Origin of the sequence: Oceanimonas pelagia, assembly GCF_030849025.1 — a bacterium.
GTDB classification, from domain to species: Bacteria; Pseudomonadota; Gammaproteobacteria; order Enterobacterales; family Aeromonadaceae; genus Oceanimonas; species Oceanimonas pelagia.
Genome location: NZ_CP118224.1, coordinates 1,788,044 through 1,808,446 on the forward strand (window position 1 = coordinate 1,788,044; position 20,403 = coordinate 1,808,446).

At 65.3% G+C, this 20,403-nt stretch carries 17 protein-coding genes and 1 tRNA gene; 8 read left to right on the forward strand and 10 right to left on the reverse strand.

Going from position 1 to position 20,403, the window contains the following annotated elements:
* Nucleotides 1-132: 132 nt before the first annotated feature.
* Genes nagZ through hinT form a run of 4 tightly spaced genes read right to left on the reverse strand, consistent with a single transcriptional unit; the run spans nucleotide 133 to nucleotide 2,955 of the window.
* Nucleotides 133-1,143, reverse strand: coding sequence for a beta-N-acetylhexosaminidase (nagZ, locus tag PU634_RS08500; protein ID WP_306763622.1), 1,011 nt, complete (start codon nucleotides 1,141-1,143; stop codon nucleotides 133-135).
* A 43-nt stretch (nucleotides 1,144-1,186) separates the two neighbouring features.
* Nucleotides 1,187-1,999, reverse strand: a complete 813-nt coding sequence (locus tag PU634_RS08505; protein WP_306763623.1) for a phosphotransferase — start codon at nucleotides 1,997-1,999, stop codon at nucleotides 1,187-1,189.
* A complete protein-coding gene (locus PU634_RS08510; protein ID WP_306763624.1) occupies nucleotides 1,989-2,594 on the reverse strand; it encodes an LpoB-related protein in 606 nt (201 codons plus the stop codon). The genes PU634_RS08505 and PU634_RS08510 overlap by 11 nt, the downstream gene beginning before the upstream one ends.
* Before the next feature lie 10 nt (nucleotides 2,595-2,604).
* A complete protein-coding gene (gene hinT / locus PU634_RS08515; RefSeq protein WP_306763625.1) occupies nucleotides 2,605-2,955 on the reverse strand; it encodes a purine nucleoside phosphoramidase in 351 nt (116 codons plus the stop codon).
* 217 nt (nucleotides 2,956-3,172) lie between these two features.
* On the opposite strand from hinT, the gene PU634_RS08520 reads away from it, so the two are divergent.
* The 3 genes from PU634_RS08520 (at nucleotide 3,173) to PU634_RS08530 (ending at nucleotide 4,535) form a co-directional block, all read left to right on the forward strand.
* A tRNA-Pro gene (locus PU634_RS08520) sits at nucleotides 3,173-3,249 on the forward strand.
* Nucleotides 3,250-3,391: 142 nt separating this feature from the next.
* On the forward strand, nucleotides 3,392-4,042 hold the full coding sequence (locus tag PU634_RS08525) for a phosphoribosyltransferase (protein WP_306763626.1): 651 nt from the start codon (nucleotides 3,392-3,394) through the stop codon (nucleotides 4,040-4,042).
* A 100-nt stretch (nucleotides 4,043-4,142) separates the two neighbouring features.
* Nucleotides 4,143-4,535 carry a hypothetical protein gene (locus PU634_RS08530; protein ID WP_306763627.1) on the forward strand — a complete coding sequence of 131 codons (393 nt, stop codon included), beginning with the start codon at nucleotides 4,143-4,145 and terminating at the stop codon, nucleotides 4,533-4,535.
* Between the two features lie 36 nt (nucleotides 4,536-4,571).
* Here PU634_RS08530 and PU634_RS08535 read toward each other — a convergent pair whose 3' ends face one another.
* The 3 genes from PU634_RS08535 to tamA form a co-directional block, all read right to left on the reverse strand.
* Nucleotides 4,572-6,389, reverse strand: a complete 1,818-nt coding sequence (locus PU634_RS08535) for a PglL family O-oligosaccharyltransferase (protein WP_306763628.1) — start codon at nucleotides 6,387-6,389, stop codon at nucleotides 4,572-4,574.
* Between the two features lie 164 nt (nucleotides 6,390-6,553).
* Nucleotides 6,554-10,252 carry an autotransporter assembly complex protein TamB gene (gene tamB, locus PU634_RS08540; RefSeq protein WP_306763629.1) on the reverse strand — a complete coding sequence of 1,233 codons (3,699 nt, stop codon included), beginning with the start codon at nucleotides 10,250-10,252 and terminating at the stop codon, nucleotides 6,554-6,556.
* On the reverse strand, nucleotides 10,252-11,967 hold the full coding sequence (gene tamA, locus PU634_RS08545; RefSeq protein WP_306760383.1) for an autotransporter assembly complex protein TamA: 1,716 nt from the start codon (nucleotides 11,965-11,967) through the stop codon (nucleotides 10,252-10,254). Before tamA ends, tamB begins: the two co-directional genes overlap by 1 nt.
* A gap of 127 nt (nucleotides 11,968-12,094) precedes the next feature.
* Between tamA and mobB the strand changes: the two genes are divergently transcribed.
* A complete protein-coding gene (gene mobB / locus PU634_RS08550; RefSeq protein WP_306760384.1) occupies nucleotides 12,095-12,637 on the forward strand; it encodes a molybdopterin-guanine dinucleotide biosynthesis protein B in 543 nt (180 codons plus the stop codon).
* Here the strand turns inward: mobB and PU634_RS08555 are convergent.
* Nucleotides 12,620-13,171, reverse strand: a complete 552-nt coding sequence (locus tag PU634_RS08555; RefSeq protein WP_306760385.1) for a peptide-methionine (S)-S-oxide reductase — start codon at nucleotides 13,169-13,171, stop codon at nucleotides 12,620-12,622. The genes mobB and PU634_RS08555 overlap by 18 nt on opposite strands.
* A gap of 191 nt (nucleotides 13,172-13,362) precedes the next feature.
* On the opposite strand from PU634_RS08555, the gene PU634_RS08560 reads away from it, so the two are divergent.
* Nucleotides 13,363-16,467, forward strand: a complete 3,105-nt coding sequence (locus tag PU634_RS08560; protein ID WP_306760386.1) for a transglycosylase domain-containing protein — start codon at nucleotides 13,363-13,365, stop codon at nucleotides 16,465-16,467.
* A gap of 116 nt (nucleotides 16,468-16,583) precedes the next feature.
* Here the strand turns inward: PU634_RS08560 and PU634_RS08565 are convergent, their stop codons facing one another.
* Nucleotides 16,584-17,570, reverse strand: coding sequence for a metal-dependent hydrolase (locus PU634_RS08565; RefSeq protein WP_306760387.1), 987 nt, complete (start codon nucleotides 17,568-17,570; stop codon nucleotides 16,584-16,586).
* A 78-nt stretch (nucleotides 17,571-17,648) separates the two neighbouring features.
* Here PU634_RS08565 and cobT point away from each other — a divergent pair, with 78 nt between their 5' ends.
* The 3 genes from cobT to PU634_RS08580 are packed head-to-tail and all read left to right on the forward strand — an operon-like array spanning nucleotide 17,649 to nucleotide 20,007.
* The gene (cobT, locus tag PU634_RS08570; protein ID WP_306760388.1) at nucleotides 17,649-18,701 is read left to right on the forward strand and encodes a nicotinate-nucleotide--dimethylbenzimidazole phosphoribosyltransferase; all 1,053 of its coding nucleotides are present in this window, start codon (nucleotides 17,649-17,651) and stop codon (nucleotides 18,699-18,701) included.
* Complete coding sequence (gene cobS, locus PU634_RS08575; protein WP_306760389.1) at nucleotides 18,698-19,462, forward strand: adenosylcobinamide-GDP ribazoletransferase; 765 nt, start codon at nucleotides 18,698-18,700, stop codon at nucleotides 19,460-19,462. Before cobT ends, cobS begins: the two co-directional genes overlap by 4 nt.
* Nucleotides 19,459-20,007, forward strand: coding sequence for a histidine phosphatase family protein (locus PU634_RS08580; RefSeq protein WP_306760390.1), 549 nt, complete (start codon nucleotides 19,459-19,461; stop codon nucleotides 20,005-20,007). The genes cobS and PU634_RS08580 overlap by 4 nt, the downstream gene beginning before the upstream one ends.
* Here PU634_RS08580 and PU634_RS08585 read toward each other — a convergent pair.
* Complete coding sequence (locus PU634_RS08585; protein ID WP_306760391.1) at nucleotides 19,985-20,386, reverse strand: septal ring lytic transglycosylase RlpA family protein; 402 nt, start codon at nucleotides 20,384-20,386, stop codon at nucleotides 19,985-19,987. The two genes, PU634_RS08580 and PU634_RS08585, sit on opposite strands and share 23 nt — an antisense overlap.
* Nucleotides 20,387-20,403: the final 17 nt, after the last annotated feature.

Here is a 20,403-nt window from a genome sequence, read left to right on the forward strand (position 1 = left end):
ATAAAAAAACCTGCGGCTATGGCATATCCATAGCGGCAGATTCTTGCGATGCCGCCTCCGCAGAGGCGGACACCATTGTAAAAGTTGCAACCGATTCCACAACTTTATTTTTACATAAAAATAACTACCGGCTCAATGGCTCCAGCCCTGCTCGGCACCAATGCGCCGCAACCGCGCGCTGGCCTCCCGCCAACGCCGGCTGCCATACAGGTGCGCCGGGCCGGCATTGTCTTTCTTGCGCAGAACGGACAGATCCCGCTGCAGATCGTGAGGCAGGCTGTCGATAATGGCCACGGCACCAGGCCGGTGGTTGCAAGCCAGCAGCAGGTCGCAGCCCGCCGCCAGGGCCTGGCGCGCCCGCTCGGCATACCCCCCGGCCACCGCCGCCCCCTCCATGGTGAGATCGTCACTGAAAATGAGGCCGTCAAAGCCCAGACGACGGCGCAGCACCTCTTTCAGCCAGAATTCCGAGAAGCCGGCGGGCCGTTCATCCACCTTGCGGTAAATCACATGGGCCGGCATCACCCCCTGGATCACCCCTTGAGCAATCAGGGTTTGAAAGGGCACCATGTCGGCCTGCTCAATCTCGGAAAGTACACGTTCGTCCACCGGGCTTTCGGTGTGGGAATCGGCGCGCACACTGCCATGGCCGGGAAAGTGCTTGGCCACCGCCGCCATGCCGGCGTCCTTCATGCCGGCAATAAAGGCGCCGGCGTGGTCTATCACCGGCCGCGGATCGGCACCAAAGCTGCGATCGCCTATCACCTCGCTGCCCCGCTCCAGATCGAGCACGGGGGCAAAGCTCAGATCAATGTCGTGAGCCAGCAGCTCGGCGGCCATCAGCCAGCCGGCATCGGCCAGCAGCGCTTGCCGCTCGGGATGGTCGAGGCCGGCCAGTTTGCCCGGCGCCGGCAGCGGAAAAAAGCCGTCGCGAAAGCGCTGCACCCGGCCGCCTTCGTGATCCACGGTCAGCAGCAGACCGGGTTTGACCGCTCGAATGGCCCGTACCAGGGCGGTAAGCTGCGCCCGGTCATGATAATTTCTGGCGAAAAATATCACCCCGCCCACCGCCGGGTGCGCCAGCAGCTCACGCTCTTCCGCATCCAGCTCGCAGCCGGTGATATCGAGAATAAAGGGACCCATGTTTGCTCCGGGGCCGCGTTGCGGCCGTGTTGAAATGACAGTGTTATTCAAGACTAAGGATTAACCGCGTCCGGGCGCCATCGGCCCAGACGGCATAATCCGCCCCGCCGCTGTGCCGGTGCTGCACCAGGGCCCACAGCAGGGTAAGCAGGTGCACCCAGGGCAGGCGGGCACGCAGGCGGGCCAGGCTCATGCTGCCGCCGGCCCGAAGATAGAGGGCCAGCAGCTCACGGCAGCCCGCATCATCCAGGCCCTGGTCATCGGCGATCACCGCCAGCTCAAAGGCGGGATCTGCAAGTGCCGCATATTCCCAGTCCACCAGCCAGGGCCGCGGGCCCAGCAGGTTGCCGGCGGTCAGATCACAGTGACAAAGGGCAGGCACAAAGGCCGGATTCAGCTCGGGGCGGTCAAACTCCGCCAGCAATGCGCGCAGCCAGGACGGTGGCGTCTCCAGCCGGGCAAGGTAATGCCCGGCTCTTTGCGCCAGGTTCAGCGTTGCCAGGCCGGTGCCGTCAAGCCCGTGCAACCGCGCCACTTTGGCCATCAGTGCCGCCAGCTCCCCCGGTGCACGGCGCCAGTCCGGTTCGTCCAGCCAGTCCAGCACCAGCAGGCCGGTTTCGGGGTGGGCATAACGAATGGCCGGGGCCAGCCCGGCCCCGGCCGCCACCCGGTGAGCCAGCAGCTCATGCTCTCGGTGAATGCCCAGCTCCTGAGGCCGCGCCCGCCCCAGCCGCAGCCAGTAGCTGGCCTGTTCGGTGTCCAGCCGGTAACAGCGGTTGGTATGGCCGCCGGCCAGGGGCGTCAGCCTGCCCCGCAGTGCCGCCGGCAGGCCGGAGAGCCATGGCTCAGCGTCCACTGACGCTGTCGGACCAGAGCACCTCACCGCTGGCCAGCTCCATTAGCTGGGCGCGCAGGCTGAAACCACTGCCGGCCCGGTGCAGACTGCCGGACAGCAGGTAATCGGCACCGCTTTGCTTGCCCAGGCGCACCAGTGAGGCCATGTCGGCGCGGCCGCTCTGATAGGCCAGCTGCTGGCGCAGGCTGTTCACCTCGGGGCCGGAGACAAAGTTGAGCGAACCGCTCAGCTGTGCCTGCAGCCGCTCGGTCAGCCCGCGGGTGTCCACCGGACTGCCGGCCTGATTGCGAATGTCGTCAAGCAGCACCGGGCCCGTTACCTCGTTAATGGCGGCGCTGGCCCGCAGCCTGGCCGCCAGGCTGTCGGCCAGGCGCTCCATGCTGGCGTTGTTGGCTTCCGGCAGCGGCGCCGGCGGTGCCTCGGGCAGCTCAATCACCGGCGGCTGGGGAACCGGCCGGGGCAGCACCGGCGGCCGCACCGGCTCGGGCGTAGCCGGCGTTACCGGCGCCGGCTGGCTCGAATAGGGATTGGGCAGGGTACAGGCACTCAGGGCCAGAACCGCCGAGGCCAGGGTAGCAATGCGAAAAGGGGTCATGAGCGCTCCTTTATACCGCCAGCATGGGGCCCAGCGGGCGGCCCCCCAGCAGGTGCATGTGAATGTGATACACCTCCTGGCCGCCGTGGCGGTTGCAGTTTACCATCAGGCGGTAGCCGTCTTCGGCAATGCCGGCATCGGCGGCCAGTTTGCGGGCCACGGTAAACAGGCGCCCCAGAGCCAGCTCGTGCTCGGCTTCCACCTCGTTCACCGTGGGGATCACCACATTGGGAATGATCAGAATATGGGTGGGTGCCTTGGGGGAAATATCACGAAAGGCGGTGACCAGCTCATCCTGATACAGGATGTCGGCGGGAATTTCCTTGCGAATGATTTTGCTGAAAATGGTCTCTTCTGCCATGGCCTGTCTCCTTGAATGAATCGCCTGCCGGCTTGAGCAGGATGGCTATTATAGCCTGCCGGGCCGGCAAGTGAATGGGTAAGCCCTTGAGCGACAACGGGCTTCGCTGCCGGCGGGTGTGCAATTTGTCGGCAGTCGCGCACGGACTGCAGGATTGCCTGTTGACAGCACCGGCCGCCTTTTCTATTATGCGCCCCGTCATCACGAATGACCTTCTCGGCGTGTAGCGCAGCCTGGTAGCGCACTGTCATGGGGTGTCAGGGGTCGGAGGTTCAAATCCTCTCACGCCGACCAAATCATCCTCAGAAAGCCCACCCTCGCGGTGGGCTTTTTGCGTTTACGATAAAACCCGTTCATGGCCAGGCGACGGGCCGGTTCCCCATTGACGCAACCCTTCTAAACTTTAAGTATTCCCTTGGTTACATGCGGGGGCGCAATGCAACAACCCTTTCCCGATCGCCACCAGGCCGGGGTTATTCTGGGCCGGGAGCTGGCCCGCCTGCGCCACAAGTGCAAATGGCCGGCACCGCTGATTGTGCTGGCGCTGCCCCGGGGCGGCGTGCCCGTGGCCGCTCCCGTGGCCGGGGCACTGTCGGCGCCGCTCGATCTGATGATGGTGCGCAAGCTCGGCTGCCCCGGCAATCCGGAGCTGGCCATGGGCGCCGTGGCCAGTGGTGGCGTGCATTTTCTCAATCATCCGCTGATCCGGGAGCTCGGCATCAGTCAGTACCAGATAGAGCTGGCACTGCAGCAGGAGCAAAGAGAGCTGGCCCGGCGGGAAAACAAATACCGCCATCGGCGCCCGCCCCTGGCGCTGGCGAACAAAACCGTGATCCTGGTGGATGACGGCCTGGCCACCGGCGCCACCATGCGGGTGGCCATTGAAGCCACCCTGGCCCACCAGCCCGACCGGGTGCTGGTGGCGGTGCCGGTCGGCTCGGCCGATACCATTGCCGAGCTGGCGCCGCTGGTAGACAGGGTATGCTGCCTGGCCACGCCCCTGCCGTTTTTTTCCGTTGGCCAGTGGTATCTCGACTTTCCCCAGGTGAACGACGCCGAGCTGATGACCCTGATGGCCGGGGCATAAAACTACGCCAGCCTCTGTCCGTTGTACCGCCATCAAGGATTCAGACTGCGCCATTATCCTATACACTCAACAGGTTGTTTTTCTTTTCGAGAGGTATGCTATGGCAAGGTTCAAGCAAAAGACCCTGGCGCTGGCGCTGGCCGGCATCATCACCACCCAGCTGGCCGCCTGCGGCACCATTTTTTACCCGGAGCGCAAGGGCCAGCGCAGCGGCCGCATCGATCCCGTGGTGGCCATCGCCAACGGGGTGGGCCTGCTGTTTTTCCTGGTGCCGGGCGTGATTGCCTTTGCGGTGGACTTTTCCAACGGCACCATCTATCTGCCCGGCGGCCGCGCCGAGCACCCGCCCGAGCTGACCCCCGAGGGCATTAACCGTACCCTCTACGCCGCCACCGGTCAGGAAGTGGACTGGACACAGCAGAACATTACCGTCACCTCGCTGCACGGCGACGACTCCCTCACCGGTTTCGCACTGCGGCCCGCCCAGGGATAAGCCCCGTTAACCACTCGGTTCCCGCTTCGAGCCCTTCTAATAGGCCCCGCCAATGGCGGGGCGCAAATTATCATACAGCGGCAGGTAACTGCTGATACGACCGGTGGTCATGCCCTGATCCAGCTGCGCCAGCCGTGCCAGCGCACGGCCGATGCTGGCCTTGCGCAGCAGCACCACGTTGGGATAGAGCCGCCGGGCCTCGGCCAGCAGCGCTTCGGCCCGCTCGGGCTCACCGGCACGGATCAGGGCCAGATAGGCGTTGTAATAAATACCGGCCCGGGGAGTATGGCGCAAAAAACGCTGTGCCCAGCTGACATAATCAAGCAATGGTGCGCGCTGGCCGCTCAGCAGCCCGCGCTCCAACTGAGCATGATGGCGGTAAAAAGCGGTGCGGTCGTGCCATACCAGCGGGTTCAGCACGCGCTCCAGCCGGTGCGGATCCCGCTTTGGCTGATGGGCATAGGCGGTGATCTGCTGGCTGGCCACCAGTCCGGTGGCCATGAACAGCATCACCCCCAGCCCCCAGGCCCGCACCGGCCAGCGGCTCCAGGCCGGCGGCGCCGGCAGCAACATGCGCTGGCCGTGTTCGGCGTCAATCACGTACAGCAGCACCAGCACCACAAACCAGTGGGGCAATGAATGGTACACGGGAAACTCGGTCTGGCTGTGCACAAAAATCGGCATCAGAATGCCCACCCAGGCCAGCGCCCGGGCCAGCGGCACCCGGCTCAACAACCGCAGCACCAGCCCGATCATCAGCAACAGCCCCAACACAGGCGCCAGCCCGCCTTCTATGGCCCAGAGCAGAAACTCGTTGTGCGGATGGCCCATTTCGGTGAACAGCGGCTGGGCGCCGGGGGTCTGCTCCCGCCACAGGGCATAGGTGCGGTAAAAGGCCGACTCGAAACTGCCATAACCATAGCCGGCCCAGGGCCGGTCCAGCCACATGCGCAGGCCGTGGGCGTAAATATCGAAGCGACCGTCCGCCTGGGTGTAAATATCCAGGCTGCGCTTGCTCATGTCGAATACATCGAGCCCGAACAGCCCCACCAGGGCCCCCAGCGGAATCAGCACCAGGCTCACCAGCAGCCGCTTGGAGCGGGTTTGCACCAGGGTCTGCCAGAGCAGCGGCAACAACAGCAGCACCCCCAGCAACAGGCCCAGCTGGCCGGCCCGGGACTGCAGCAGCACCACCAGCATGGCACCGGCGCCGAGCACGGCGGCAAACCAGCACGACTTGAACAGGAACGGCCGCCAGGGGGATTTGGCCTCGTTCAGCCACAGATACACCGCCAGCACCATGCCGGTGGCCACAAAGCTGGCCATCACATTGCGGTGCTGGAAAATGCCGTAGGGAGAGCGCACTTCGGTGTTGTAACCAAACACATTGCCCGGCTCCAGCACAAAAAACTGCAACAGCCCCAGCAGCATTTCCATGCTCACCGCCAGCAGCAGGCCATACAGCAAATAGCGACGGCCACGGGCGTTGAAACGGCATTGTTGCATGGCAAGAAAAAACAGCAGGCCACCGGTCAGCCCCAGCATGCGCGGCAGCGCCTGGCCGGCCACCGAATTATTGTGCCAGTAAAAAAACGGCAGCCATAACAGCAGGCTGGCCGCCATCAGCCCGAGCCAGAAACGGCTGGTGAGCAACCGGCGCCGGTGCCAGTGCCACAGCCCCAGGCTGGTCATGGCGCCCACGCAAAACCAGCCGGCAATGTTAAAGGGCAACTGCAAGCCGGTGCCAAACAGGTGCGGCAGATACAGGTGCATGCCAAACAGGGTATAGGCCGCCACACACATCAGCATAACGCGGGCCAGGCGCTCCTGTTTCAGCAATTGCACGGACTTCATGGTAGGCAGATACTCGCGGGCCGGTTGGCGGTGACAGACTGCCTACTTTACCCAAGGCCGCGCCAAAAAGCATGAGGGCAACGGCAGCCGGCGGGCAAATTCCGGCGCGCACGCAATAACAAGGCCGGAGTCACTTTTAGCTGAATGTCTCCGGCCCCCGGTCATCAGAACTCGAACTTGTAAAACAGGTCAATGGCCTGGCTCAGTCCGCTGGTGGCCTGCAGGTACAACCGGGGCAGCAGCTCGTAGCGCAGCCTGAGTTCACCGATGGAGGAGAACACTCCCACGCCGTAGCCGATTTGCAGCCCGGGCAGCACATAGGCGCTGATGTTCACCGCCGTGTTTTCGCCCGAGCCGCTGGTGTCCACCGCCACGTCCTGAAAACCCAGCGCTTCGCCCACCCCGGTGACTAGGCCGCCCACCCGGCCCACGCCGGCCCCCAGCAGCATGGACTGCACCAGGGCGTTGCCGTCGGTATCGTCGCCGCCTTCCAGCCCCCGGCCACGCAGCAGCCAGGAAAGCTGCTCGGCCTGAGGCATGCCGGGCTCGGAAAAGACCTCCAGCTCCGGCTGGGCGGCACTGCCGGTTACCCGCACCCCCACCACTATGCTGCTGTCGGCCATGCTCGACGGATTGCGAATGGCTTCCACCCGCAGGTTGGGCTGATCCAGCGGCCCGCTGAACAGTATGCTGCCATCGCGGATCAGCAGGTTCTGGCCATAGGCCTTGAAGCGGCCTTCTTCCAGCCGGATTTCACCGTTGGCGCGCATGATCCGCCCCGGCGGCTGTACAATGCGCAACTGGCCGGCCAGGTTGGTGTTGAGGCCAAAGGCCTGCAAGCGTACATCCTCGCCCAGCCGCACCCGCACGCGAATATCCAGCGGCAGCGCCGGCCCGATGTCGGGCACCACGCCCGAGGGCTGCACTATGACCACGTCCGACGACTTGCGCACCGCACTTTCGGGCAGCTCCTTCACCTTGATGCGCGCCCAGGGAATAAAGATCTCGCCCCGCACCCTGGCCTGCTCGCCCAGGCTAATCTGCAGATCCGGGCTCACCCTCACCCGGCCCATGCCCGGATAGCCCGCTTCCAGCTCGCTGCCCTTGAGACGAATTTCACCGCTCACCGGCAGGCGGCTCCAGTCGAGCTCGCCATCGATATTGAGCGGCCCCTTGCCCACCCGCAGCTGGCCGTTTAGCAGCGCCCGGTTGCCCTGCACCGTCAGCCGGCTGGTGAGATCCCGCACCCTCACCATGTCGGCGTAGGTGTCCACCTCGCCGCCGCTGAGGGTAATGTCGCCATACATCAGCGGCGCCGCCAGGGTGCCGGCCAGCCGCACATCGCCGGCCAGGGTGCCCTGCAGCCGCGCCACCTCCGGCAACAGGGGCGTCAGCCAGTCGAGGCGCAACTCGTTGATGGTAAGCTCACCGTCCAGGTTGCGGGGGCCGTCCAGCCGGTTGACCCGGGCGTTCAGGCGCAGCCGGCCCAGGGGCTCGGAGTCAAAGGTCAGCCCGCTCACCAGGCGGTTGTTCACTACCTCGCTCTGCAGTTGCAGCCGCTCATACCCCAGGCGGGTATCACCGCTGACAAAAGTGCCCGGCGTGGTGCCGAGCCGGGCGTTGACCCGGGGCGCCTCCCCCTGCTGCCAGCTGGCGTCCACCCGTCCTTCCAGCACCGCCTCCCAGGCGAAGTCGTCGGGCAGAAACGGCTTGAGCCGGGCCAGATCGAACTCACGGATATTCAGGCCGGCACGACCGCCTGTCGCGCCGGCATCTAGCACATCCAGGCACAGAGCGGCCTGCTGTGAGCGCCAGCAGTGCGCGGCGGCACTGAACTGGCCGTCGGACTGCCGCCAGCTCAGGGCCACCGGCTCCGCCACCCGCCAGGCATCCAGCGGCGTGTTCAGCTCGGCCCGCTGCATCTGACCGCGCCAGCCCTGCTCGTTCAGGCTGCCGGCCAGCGCCAGCTCCAGCGCCAGCGGCTCGCCGGCGGCGCTCAGGGTCAGGCGGTGGGCCTGCCGGTCGCCGTCCGCGACCAGTGCCAGATCATCAAAGCGCAGGCCGCCGGCCTTCAGCCGGTTAACGGTCAGCCGCAGCTCGCCGGCGGGGGCCTCGCCCAGGGTGACATCGGCGTTCAGCGCCAGCCCGCGGGCTTCGTTGTCGTTAAAGCCGGCCCTGTTGCCGGCAAGACGGGCACGCAGCCGGGGGGCACTGCGCGGCCCGGTCACATCAAACTCGCCCTGCATGTCGCCAAACAGGCCGGGGGCATACACCGCCAGCCTGGGCGCATTCAGGCTGCCCTTGAGCGCCCAGCCCTGTTCAATGCGTCCGGCCACCGCCAGCCGGTTGTTGCCGTTGGCCAGCACCAGATCCCTGAGCTCCCCCTCCAGATCCTGATTGAGGCTGAGTTCGCCGGTCAGCGACAGCGGGTGATTGCGCAACAGGCCGGTCACCCCGGGGCTAGCGTCCAGTTGCCAGCGCTCGCCGTTCAGCTCAAAGCGGTTGCCAATGCGGCCGTTGAGGCGGCCCTCAAAGCCCTCGGCAAAGGCGCCGGGATCCACCTCGCTCAGGGTCAGCTCACCCTGCCAGCGCACACCATCGGTCCAGCCAAGGTCGCCGGTCACGCGGGTTTCCCCCTGAGGCAGCACCAGGCTCAGGGGCTCAATACGCGCCTGCTGCAAATTGCCCCGGGCGGCAAGCTCAATGCCCAGCGGCGGCAGCTCCGGGCCACCGGCCTCGGTGTTCAGCGTCAGCCGGTAGTCTTTCAGCGCACCGGTGAGCGTGAGCTCCCCCTGGGTCAGGGTCCACTCCGGCTTGTTCAGTGGCCAGCCCAGCCGCTTCCAGCTGAGCGCCAGATCGAGCGGCAGCTCGGGCTTGAGCGGCTGCGCCCTGAGCCGGGCCCTGGCCGCCACCGGCCCCTTCAGGCGGAGATCGGCGGCCAGACTCGCCAGGCTGTCGCTCAGGGTTAGCGCCAGTTGCTGGCCCTTGAGCTGACCGTCGAGCAGCGGCTCATGCAGGGTGGCGTTGAGGCTGGCGCTGAGCGGGTAGTCGCCGGCAAGCGTGACCTCGCCGGTCAGGCTGGCGTCGGCCAGCTCATGAGCCAGGGCGAACTGCGCGATGTGCACCCGGCTGCCCTCGCCCTCCAGCGCCACCGCCAGCCGGCTGAGCGCCTGGGTCTGGCCGTGCTGCACCAGGGTGCTGTCGGTCAGCGCCAGCTGCTCAATTTTCAGCGGGAACGGCAGCACTATCTCCGACAGGGCTATGGCCTCGCTGTTGGCTGCCTTTTCCGCAACCTCCGCCGGGGTGGCCTCGCCGGTGGGCTCCAGCTCAATGCGCAGCCCGCTCATTTGCGGCCCGGTGATCACCATGCCGTCGGTGCTCCAGCGGGCCGCCACCTGCAGGCTTTGCCAGCCGATGCGCTGTCCCGGCAGGGAGATGTTCACCCGGTCGGCGCGGACGTCATCCAGCTCAATATTCAGCGGCGGCGTGAGGCCGGTGAGTGGCGCGCTTTCCTGCTCCGGCTCGGCCGGGCTTGCCGGCAGGGCACGAATGTCCACCTCAATGTCGGCGGCCTCGAGCCGGCGCAGCCAGAGCCGGCCGTCCAGCACCTTGCCCAGCTGCCAGTCCAGGGTCACCTGCCGGGCGCGAAAGGCCAGCGAGTCCTGCTCGTAGGCCAGCTCGGAAAATTCCCAGCCGCTCAGCAACTGGCCCGACACCAGGGTGCCTTGCAGCCCCGGCACCTGTTGCTTGGCCAGGCCCCACAGCCACTGGTTGCCGGTGTGGGTAAGCAACAGGCTGGCCACCAGCATCAGCAGCAGGCACAGGGTAACCAGGGCCCCCAGCAGCAGGCGTTTCAGTCCCATCATAATTCCGGCCCCAGGGTGAAGTGCAGGCGCCAGGGGGTGTCTTCTTCGCTCACCGCAAAGGCCAGGTCAAGGCGCACCGGGCCCACCGGCGTGAGCCAGCGCAGGCCAAGGCCGGTGCCCACTTTCCAGTCGTCCTGATAGTCGTTGGTGGCGGTACCGCTGTCCACAAAGGTGGCCACCCGCCACTTGGGGGCAAAGCGGTAGTCATATTCCAGGCTCACGGCGCTGGCGTATTTGGCGCCCAGGCGATCGCCGTTTTCATCCAGCGGGGTGATCGACTGGTAGCTGTAACCACGCACCGTGGTGTCGCCACCGGTGAAAAAACGCAGCGACGGCGGCAGATCGTCCACGTCCTCCACCCATACCGCGCCCTGCTCGGCCCGGGCCAGCAGGCGGTGATCCTCGGCCAGGGTACGCAGCCATTTGCTGCGGCCCCAGAAGCGCACAAAGCGGGTATCCGAGCCCCACCAGGGTTCCGAGAGCTCCAGGGTGGCGGTCTGGGCGTCGCCCCAGTAAGGATCGAGCCCGCCGCGAATGCGGGTGCGGCTGAGGCTGGCGCCGGGGATCAGCAAGAAGCTTTCGTCTTCCTGCACCCCCTGGGTATAGGATTCGTATTCGCTGCGAATAAACACATCCCGGGTCCAGCCGTTTGGCTGTATGTTCCAGCGGTGTATCCCCGCCACCAGCCGGTCACTCTCGGTATCGTCCTGATCCAGGCGCTGGTAGCCGCCCTGAAGGGTGTAGTAATCCTCAAGGGGGTGGCCGCGGGGAATTTTGTACACCAGGGTCACGTCCTGGGACGGCGCCGACACCTTGAGGCTGGTGGTGAGGCTGTGACCCAGGCTGTTGATCCAGGGTTTTTCCCAGTTTACCGAGGTGCGCGGGCCTTCGTCGGTAGACACCCCCACGCCCACCTCCACCTCGTTGTCGGCCCGGGCCCGCAGCACCACCGACAGCGGTACCCGGTACTGCGCATCGGCTTCGGCCACCATGGGCAGCACTTCCACCTGTTTGAAGTAGCGGGTGGACGACAGCGAACGGCTGAACTCCGCCAGCCGGCTGGCATGGTAGGGCTCACCGGGTTTGATCTGCACCAGGGGCCGGAGCAGGCGGTCCACCGGGCGGTCGGTGTCCACCTTCAGCTCGCCAAAACGATAGCGCGGGCCGGAATCGAAAACGAGGTTGACGTCGGCGGCCTTTTCCCAGGGCACCACCTGCACCCGGCTTTGGCGGTAGCCGGCGTCGAAATAGCCCCGGCGCAGCGCCAGGCTGAGCAGGCTGGCCTTGGCGGTTTCATACTTGTCATGGTGCAGCACCTCGCCTTCCTTGATGGCGAGCTTGCCCAGCAGCTCGGCAAAGGCGCTGTCGGCGCCGGCCTCTCCCTGCAGCTGCACATTGAGGGTGCGAATGCGCACCGGCTCCCCGGCATTCACCCGCACCGTGACCCGGGCAGGGTTCTTTTCGCTCTGTTTCAGTTCAATCTCGGGATTGTAATAGCCCAGCGCCTGCAGGCTGTCGGACACCGCCGTGGTGATCTGCCGTTGAAACCGGGGAAACTGCTCCACCTCGATGGCCGGCAGCTGATCCAGATAAACCTGGGTGTTGTCTTTCAGCTCACCGTCCAGCCCGCGCAGGCGCAGTTCCACCTCTTCCGCCCATGCCCACGGGCCGATCAGCATCAGCGCCATCATTACCCATTGTGTTACCTTCATAGCGCCACCCGCTTCATTGTGTACTGCCCTGTTTTCCTGCAGGAACGGGGCATTTATTGATCCTGTGCATCGGCAACGGCGGGCCGCCGTGGCACACTGTGCACCGTAATTACTGACCGGAGCAGCCATGACGCCATCTCACCAAGAAAGCCGCCTGCTGGGCATTGCCGGCTACAGCGGCAGCGGCAAAACCACCCTGCTGACCGCCCTGCTGCCCCTGCTGCGCGCCCGGGGCCTGCGCCTGGGGGTGGTCAAGCATACCCACCACGACGTGGAGCAGGATACCCCCGGCAAAGACAGCTACGAGCTGCGCCACGCGGGCAGCAGCCAGACGGTGCTGGCCGGCCCCAGACGCAGCATTCTTACCCTTGAGTATGACGCGCCGCACGAGCCTTCGCTGAGTGCCTCACTGGCCCTGCTCGACACCCGGGCCCTGGACCTGGTGCTGGTGGAAGGCTTTCGCGACCAGCCCTTCACCAAGCTGGAAGTGCACCGCCCCGCCCACGGCAGGCCCCTGCTCGGTGCCACCGATCCGCACATTCTGGCCGTGGCCACCGACCAGCCCGACCTGAAGGCACCGGTGCCGCTGCTGGACCTCAACCGGCCCGCCGCCGTTGCCGATGCCATCAGCCACTGGCTGGCGTCGAACCGGCTAACCCGCATCCGTTAACAGGGGATGCAGGCTCAGGCCGCTGCCATCCGGATAGCCGCACACGCTGCGATAGGCGAAATAGAGCCAGGGGTGCCGGCGATAATAGCGCTGGTGGCGCGGCGGCGCCGGCACAAAACGGCCAGCGAAAAAAATGCGCACCGCGGGCCGCCGGCCCCGTTCCAGCCCGAGGGTGGAGCGGCTTTGCCGTGCCCATTTCAGTTGCAGCGGGCCATCCACAAACAGCGCCGGGCTGAATTCGGTGCCGCGGTCACAATACTGGCCACCGGCATCAAAGGCATCCACTGCCTGCCAGTAGAGCCTGAGCAAGTCGCCGTAAGTGAGGGTGTCGTCCTGATAATGCACCCGCACCACCTGCCGGCGCGCGTGCCGGTTCTCGCCCTGCATCCAGCCCGGCTCCACCCGTTCAATGCCGGGCCGTTCGGCAAACAGCGCCTCCATCACCCAGAAACTGCCGCCGGCAAATACCGCCTGGCCGGCCATGACCGGGCCCCCGGGCAGCAGCAGTGCCGTCAGCATCAATAGTCGGATCACCCTGCCCTCATCGTCATCTGTTCGGCCATGTTCAAGGCCCCTATGCTAACCGATTGAAACCATTTGAAAACCCCAAGGGGTGTGATAGTAATAGGCGCGGCCACAATAATCACAACGCAGTTACAAAAAACCATTGCGGTGCAGCTAGACTGTTTACATAAGAACCCCGAATAAGGGGGCAGAGGCAGATTATGGACGTGATACCGCACTCGGAACATACTCCGGCCAGACTGAAGGATCAGCAGCCCGAGGTCCGGCCGCTGGCAAAACGCCGCTGGCGCTGGTTGCTGTGGCTGTTGTTGCTCGTCCTGTTTTGCGCCACCACCGCGGCGGTGATTTACGAGCTGCGCACTTCCCGCCTGCAGAGCCGGGAGCTTTCCCGCTATGCCGCCACCCTCACCTACCAGCTTGAAGCCGGCCCGAGCCAGGCGGTGCGTTTTCCCGAAGCCGGCCCCTTTGATCAACGGCTGGGTTATACCCGGTTGCCTGCATTGCTGGCCAGGCTGCAGCAACAGCATTTTGTGGTGGAGCAGCAAACCCAGTTTTCCAGCGCCCTGCTCAATTACAGCCAGCACGGCTTTTTTGTGCCCTACACCGAAAAAACCCGCGCCGGCCTCAGCCTGCACGACTGCCGGGCCGAGCCCATTTACGAGCATTTCTATCCCCAGCGCCATTTCGCCCGCTTTGACGACATAGCGCCGCAAATTCTCAACACCCTGCTGTTTATCGAAAACCGCACCCTGCTCGACACCGACCAGCCCCTGGCCAACCCGGCGGTAGACTGGCCACGCTTTGCCAAGGCGGCGCTGTCGCAGGTGGGCCGGGCGCTGGAGCTGCAGGATGACTCTGCCGGCGGCAGCACCCTGGCCACGCAAATTGAAAAATTCCGTCACTCTCCCGGCGGCATGACCCACTCGGCGGGAGAGAAAATCCGCCAGATGATCTCCGCCAGTGTGCGTGCCTACCAGCTTGGCCCACACACCTTGGCGGCCCGCCGGCAGGTGGCGCTGTCTTACCTTAATTCGGTGCCCCTGGCCGCCGCCCCCGGCCATGGCGAGGTACACGGCCTGGGAGACGGCCTGTGGATCTGGTTTGGCGCCGAGCTGGAGCGGGTCAACACCCTGCTCGATCCCACCCAGAATGCCGGCCTGCCCCTGGCCGAACAGGGCCTGGCCCTGCGCCGGGTGATGGCGCTGATGATTGCTCAGCGCCGGCCCTCCTATTACCTGTTTGCCGGCCGCCACGAGCTGGAAACCATGACCGACAGTTATCTGCGGCTGCAGGCGGAAGCCGGCCTGATTGCCCCGGCGCTGCGTGACGCTGCCCTGGCCGAGCGGCTCAACTTTCGCGACTTCGGCGCCGAGCCGGTGCTGCAGCGGGTGGAAGGCAGCAAACTGCTGCACGCCTCCCGGGGCCGGCTGGCCGGTCTGCTGGGCCTGAGCTACTACGAGCTGGACCGGCTCGACCTGCAGGCCGAAACCACGCTCAATGCCCGCTTGCAACAGGAGGTGAGCCATTATCTGGCGCAACTGGCCAACCCCGATTTCGCCCGCGACATCGGCCTGTATGGCGAGCGCCTGCTGTCGCCGGAAAAAACCGCCGAGGTGCGCTACAGCTTCACCCTGTTTGAACGGGATAACAACAGCTTCAAGGTGCGGGTGCAGACCGACAACACCGGCCAGCCCTTTGACATTAACGAAAGCAGCAAGCTGGAGCTGGGCTCCACCGCCAAGTTGCGGGTGCTGACCACCTACCTGCAGCTGGTGGCGGAGCTGCACCGGCTGCATGCCGGTAAAACCCTGCCGGCACTGCGCGAGCTGGCTCCCCACCCTAACGACACGCTTGGCCGCTGGGCCATTGACTATCTGGTGAACCACCCCGATCGCAGCCTGGACGCCATGCTGACCGCGGCCCTGGAGCGGCGTTTTTCCGCCAGTCCCCATGAGCGCTTTTTTACCGGTGGCGGTCTGCACACCTTTGCCAACTTCCGCAAGGAAGACAACGGTCGCCGCCCCACCCTGACCGAGGCGCTGCGCGAGTCCATTAACCTGCCCTTTATTCGGCTGATGCGCGAACTGGTGCGCCACACCCTGTATCAGGACGAACAGCGAGCCCGGCTGCTGACCGACGACAGGGATCCCCAGCGACTCACCTATTTAAGCCGGTTTGCCGACAAGGAAGGCACCGTGTTCCTGCGCCGCTTCTGGAACAAGTATCAGGGCAAAACCGGCGAGGAGCAGTTGCAGGTGTTTTTTGACGGACTGCGGCCACTGCGCAGCCGGCTGGCGGCAGCACACCGCTACCTGCTGCCCCACGCAGAGCTGCATGAATTCACCGCCTTTATGCGTGCACGCCTGCCCTGGGATCACAAACTCAGCGACCACCAGCTAGAAAAGCTCTATCACCAGCACGGCCCCGGCGCCTGGAGCCTGCCCGATCAGGGCTACATCGCCCGGGTGCATCCGCTGGAGCTGTGGCTGCTGGGCTATCTGCGCCAGCAGCCCGGCGCGAGCTTTGCCGACGCCGTGGCGGCCAGTGCCGAGCAGCGGCAGGAAGTGTATGGCTGGCTGTTTAAAACCCGCCATCGCAGCGCCCGCGACAGCCGCATGCGCACCATGCTGGAGATTGAAGTGTTCAGCGAGATCCACGAGCGCTGGCAGCAGCTGGGCTTTCCGTTCGAACAGCTGGTGCCGTCCCTGGCCACCGCCATTGGCAGCTCGGGCGACCGGCCCGCCGCCCTGGCGGAGCTGGTGGGCATTATTCTCAACGAGGGGGTGCGCCTGCCGGTGGTGCGCATCAACTCGCTGCACTTTGCCGATCGCACCCCCTATGAGGTGCATCTGGCCCCCAACCCGAGCCGGGGCCAGCGGGTGATGCAAAAAGAAGTGGCCGCCGCCCTGCGCCACGCCCTGTCGCAGGTGGTGGAAGGCGGTACCGCCCGCCGGTTGCAGGGCAGCTTCAGCCTGAACGACGGCACCCCGCTGGTGCTGGGTGGCAAAACCGGTACCGGCGACAACCGCATAGAAACCGTGACCCGCTACGGCCAGGTGATCAGGTCCCAGGCCCGCAACCGCACCGCCACCTTCGTGTTTTATCTGGGCGAGCGCCATTTCGGCACGCTTACCGCCTATGTGCCCGGCGAACAGGCCGACAACTTCCGCTTTACCTCCGCCCTGCCGGTGCAGGTGCTGAAGGGCATGGAGCCGATTTTGCGGCCCTACCTGCAACCGGGCGCCCAGACCCAGTGCCAGCGGCAATTTGCCGCCAGCGAAGGCTCGCCCCGCAATGAGGGATAACAACCGCAAATGCCGTTATACCGGGCCCGACCCGGTATCTTTAATCCGGACGCCGTGCAGCCCGCCCTGGACTCCGGGGTCAGCCCGGAGTGACCATTTCCTCCTCCACGAAGGCATCACCCCGGTGGCATCAGCGGTTGTCCCAGGGCCCGGCGCCACAACCAGGCCCCGGTTTCGGTGCCGGGCCGTTCACTGAACTGGCGCGGCACCGGCAAGGGGTGCCATTCTCCCTGGCCGTTTCGCTGTGCCACCACAAAATTGAACACATACCCGGGCTCCTGGCCCATACGCAAATCCGTGATCACCAGGGCCTGGTCCCGCTCACTCATGCTGAAAAAGCCCTTGGTAAACCAGGCCATGCGTGCCACCGGAGGCAGATCGCGCCATTGCCGGTAAAGCGCATGCCCGCCGTCGTGCATCACAAAGGGCGTGGGCTCACGGTCCAGCAACGAGATATGACCTTCGGCATAGCCGGTAGGGGTCATGGCCAGCACCCGCCACAACAGGGTATTGAACGGCGCCGGGGTGACCAGCACCTGGCTCGCCGCTATGCCCTGACGGGCCAGCAGTTGTTCCGCCCGAATGCCCACCTGCCACTGGGCCACCAGACTCCAGCCCAGATACAGGGTACTCAGCCACAATCCCAGGCGGTTGGCCTTCAGGCTTTTCCGGCGCAGAGCCAGCCACAGCCCCGCCAGCAATGGCAGGGTATACAGCGGATCGATAATAAACACGCTGCCCACACCAAAGGGATAATCGGTAAAGGGCTGGGCCAGCTGGGTGCCGTATACCGTCATGACATCAATGCCCACGTGGGTCATGAAGATCAGCCAGAGGGCCAGGGTCCAGCGCCACGCGAGCGCCCGCCGGCCCAGCAACCAGCCAAACAGCGGAGCGCACAGGGTGAGGTAAAACAGCCCGTGGCTGGCCCCCCTGTGTTTGGTCATGTTGCTGACCGGATCGCCATAGTCGATGATCACATCCAGATCCGGCAGGGTGCCGAACAAGGCACCCGCCAGCGCCGCCTTGCCGATGCCGACCTGCCTGCCCATGACCGCCACACTCACGGCGGCACCCAGTGCCATTTGAGAAACTGAATCCATTACACCCCACTCAACCCGTTCAGCATTATCGTCAGGTCTGCTAGCATGCGAGCCCTTGATATTTAAGCACCCACCGCCATGCAACCCATGAATGCTCTCATAGTGCCCGCCATTACGCCCCTGGCCAACCCCGAACTTGAACACCGGCTGCGCCAAAGGGTCAATACCAAAACCAAACCGCCCGGCTCGCTGGGGGAGCTGGAAACCCTCGCCATTCGGCTGGGGCTGATGCAGCAAAGCGACAGCCCGCGCATTGAGCAGCCCCAGGTGCTGGTGTTTGCCGCCGATCACGGCCTGGTGGCGGAAGGGGTCTCGGCCTTTCCCGCCGAGGTGACCCCCCAGATGGTGCACAACTTTCTGCACGGCGGCGCCGCCATCAATGTGTTCGCCCGCCAGCATCGACTGGCGCTGCAGGTGGTGGATGCCGGGGTGAACGCCGACTTTGCGCCGCACCCGCAACTGATTGACCGTAAAATCCGCAAGGGCACCGCCAATGCCCTGCACCAGCCGGCCATGACCGCCGACGAATGCCACCGCGCCCTCACCGCCGGCATGGAGTTGGTGCGTGAACTGCCCGGCAACCTGCTGCTGGTGGGCGAAATGGGTATTGGCAACACCTCCGCCGCCAGCCTGCTGCTGGCCCGGTTGGGCGGGCTGCCGGTGGCCGAGTGCACCGGGCCCGGCACCGGGCTGGACGAGCAGGGCCTGTGCCACAAAACCCGGGTGCTGCAGGCGGTGCTGGCCCGCCACGCCGAGGCGCAAACGCCGCAGGCCGCCCTGGCCGCCCTGGGCGGGCTGGAAATCGCCATGATGGCCGGGGCTCTCATTCAGGGAGCCTGCGAGCGCCGCATTCTGCTGATGGACGGCTTTATCGCCGGCGTGGCCCTGCTGGTGGCGGAACGGCTGGCGCCGGGCACCCGCGACTACGCGGTGTTTGGCCATGCCTCTGCCGAGCCCGGCCATGGTCATCTGCTGCGCCTGCTCAACGCCACGCCCCTGCTCAGTCTCAACCTGCGCCTGGGCGAAGGCAGTGGTGCGGCGCTGGCGTTTCCACTGTTACAGTCGGCCTGCGCCTTTATGAACGAGATGGCCAGTTTTGCCGATGCGGGCATCAGCGGAGCCTCATCATGAAACACGAGCTCACCCTGCTGCTGGTGGCCACCCAGTTTTTAACCCGGCTGCCACTGCCGGCACTGCGCCATTTCGACCCCGACTGGCTGCACCAGAGCAGCCGCCACTTTCCCGCCGTGGGCCTGCTGGTGGGCGGCCTGTGCGCCCTCGCCTACGGCCTGGGTGAGCACCTCTTTGGCCCGCTAGCGGCGGCGGTGCTGGCCACCGCCCTGGGCATTTACATTACCGGCGCCTTTCATGAAGACGGCCTGGCCGACACCTGCGACGGCCTGGGCGGTGGCCTTACCAAAGAGCGGGCGCTGGCCATCATGAAAGACTCGCGCCTGGGCACCTTTGGCACTCTGGGGCTGGTGCTGGCGCTGTTGCTGAAAATTGCCCTGCTGGCGAGTCTGACGCCAACGGCAGCCATGGCGGCGCTGGTGCTGGCTCATGGCGCATCACGGCTGGCCTGCATCAGCCTGATTGCCCTGTTGCCTTACGGCGGCGACCCCGACCACGCCAAGGCCAAGCCCATGGCGCAGCGACTAACCCACGCCCAGTGGTGGCTGGCCAGCCTGTGGCTGCTGCCAGCGGTGTGGCTGTTGTGGCACCGCTTTACGCCCGGCACCTGGTTGCTGGCCGGAGTGCTGGCGGGGCTCACCACCCTGTATATGTACCGGTTGCTCAAGCGCCGGCTGGGCGGCTACACCGGCGACGGTCTGGGCGCCACCCAGCAACTGGCGGAAATTGCCATTTATGCCGCCCTGGCGGCCCGGCTATGACCCTGTATATCTGGCGCCACCCCAGGCCCGAGCGGGCAGAAGGCCTGTGCCTGGGCCGCACCGACGCTCCCGTACATTCCCGCCGGCTGCGCCGGCTGGCCAACCAGATTCAAGGGTTTGCCCGCCGTCACTGCCTGCCCAGGGTGATCCACACCAGTCCGCTGCAACGGTCCGCCGGGGTGGGCAAACTGCTGGCGCAACGGGGCTGGCAATGGCACCTGGTACCGGAACTGCAAGAAGTGGATTTTGGTGACTGGGACGGTCGCCCCTGGAGAGACATTGATATTGCGGAGATCGACGCCTGGTGCGCCGACTTTGCCGGTTTTGCTCCCGGCGGCGGCGAAAATCTGCACCGGCTGTTTACCCGGGTGAACGGCTGGCTGAGTACCCTGCCGGCGCAGCCGGTGCTGGCGGTGGGCCACGCCGGCTGGATGAATGCCGCTCACCTGCTGGCGCAGGGCACAGGGGTACCTGAGCAGGCTGCCGACTGGCCACGCCCCGTGGCCTACCGGCAACGGCTGGTTATTGCAACAGCTCCAGTTTGACCGGCGCCACCCCGGCTCTGAGCATGCCAAGCTCCCGGGCGGCCCCTTCGGACAGGTCGATCACCCGGCGTTTGGCGTAGGGGCCGCGATCGTTGATGGTGACCACCACAGAGCGCTGGTTGCGCATGTTGGTCACCCGTACCCGGGAGCCGAACGGCAGGGTTTTGTGCGCGGCGGTAAGCGCATTCTTGTTAAAGGGCTCGCCGCTGGCGGTTTTGCGACCATGATGACGAGCCCCGTAATAGGAAGCCATGCCCTCGTTCAGAAACACGCCCTGTTTCACCGGCTCGTCGCTGGTCTCGGGCACATCGGGGCGCGAGCCACAGGCCGTTATTCCAAGCAATACAAAAAAACAGCAATAGCGCAGTAATGAACGCATAAGCACTCCGCAACTTC

What these genes read in the sequence shown, in the direction of transcription:
- nagZ (WP_306763622.1), bottom strand. Translation starts at nt 1,143, where the DNA reads ATGGGTCCCTTTATTCTCGATATCACCGGCTGCGAGCTGGATGCGGAA.
- PU634_RS08510 (WP_306763624.1), bottom strand. Translation starts at nt 2,594, where the DNA reads ATGACCCCTTTTCGCATTGCTACCCTGGCCTCGGCGGTTCTGGCCCTG.
- hinT (WP_306763625.1), bottom strand. Translation starts at nt 2,955, where the DNA reads ATGGCAGAAGAGACCATTTTCAGCAAAATCATTCGCAAGGAAATTCCC.
- PU634_RS08525 (WP_306763626.1), top strand. Translation starts at nt 3,392, where the DNA reads ATGCAACAACCCTTTCCCGATCGCCACCAGGCCGGGGTTATTCTGGGC.
- PU634_RS08530 (WP_306763627.1), top strand. Translation starts at nt 4,143, where the DNA reads ATGGCAAGGTTCAAGCAAAAGACCCTGGCGCTGGCGCTGGCCGGCATC.
- PU634_RS08535 (WP_306763628.1), bottom strand. Translation starts at nt 6,389, where the DNA reads ATGAAGTCCGTGCAATTGCTGAAACAGGAGCGCCTGGCCCGCGTTATG.
- tamB (WP_306763629.1), bottom strand. Translation starts at nt 10,252, where the DNA reads ATGGGACTGAAACGCCTGCTGCTGGGGGCCCTGGTTACCCTGTGCCTG.
- tamA (WP_306760383.1), bottom strand. Translation starts at nt 11,967, where the DNA reads ATGAAGGTAACACAATGGGTAATGATGGCGCTGATGCTGATCGGCCCG.
- mobB (WP_306760384.1), top strand. Translation starts at nt 12,095, where the DNA reads ATGACGCCATCTCACCAAGAAAGCCGCCTGCTGGGCATTGCCGGCTAC.
- PU634_RS08560 (WP_306760386.1), top strand. Translation starts at nt 13,363, where the DNA reads ATGGACGTGATACCGCACTCGGAACATACTCCGGCCAGACTGAAGGAT.
- PU634_RS08565 (WP_306760387.1), bottom strand. Translation starts at nt 17,570, where the DNA reads ATGGATTCAGTTTCTCAAATGGCACTGGGTGCCGCCGTGAGTGTGGCG.
- cobT (WP_306760388.1), top strand. Translation starts at nt 17,649, where the DNA reads ATGCAACCCATGAATGCTCTCATAGTGCCCGCCATTACGCCCCTGGCC.
- cobS (WP_306760389.1), top strand. Translation starts at nt 18,698, where the DNA reads ATGAAACACGAGCTCACCCTGCTGCTGGTGGCCACCCAGTTTTTAACC.
- PU634_RS08580 (WP_306760390.1), top strand. Translation starts at nt 19,459, where the DNA reads ATGACCCTGTATATCTGGCGCCACCCCAGGCCCGAGCGGGCAGAAGGC.
- PU634_RS08585 (WP_306760391.1), bottom strand. Translation starts at nt 20,386, where the DNA reads ATGCGTTCATTACTGCGCTATTGCTGTTTTTTTGTATTGCTTGGAATA.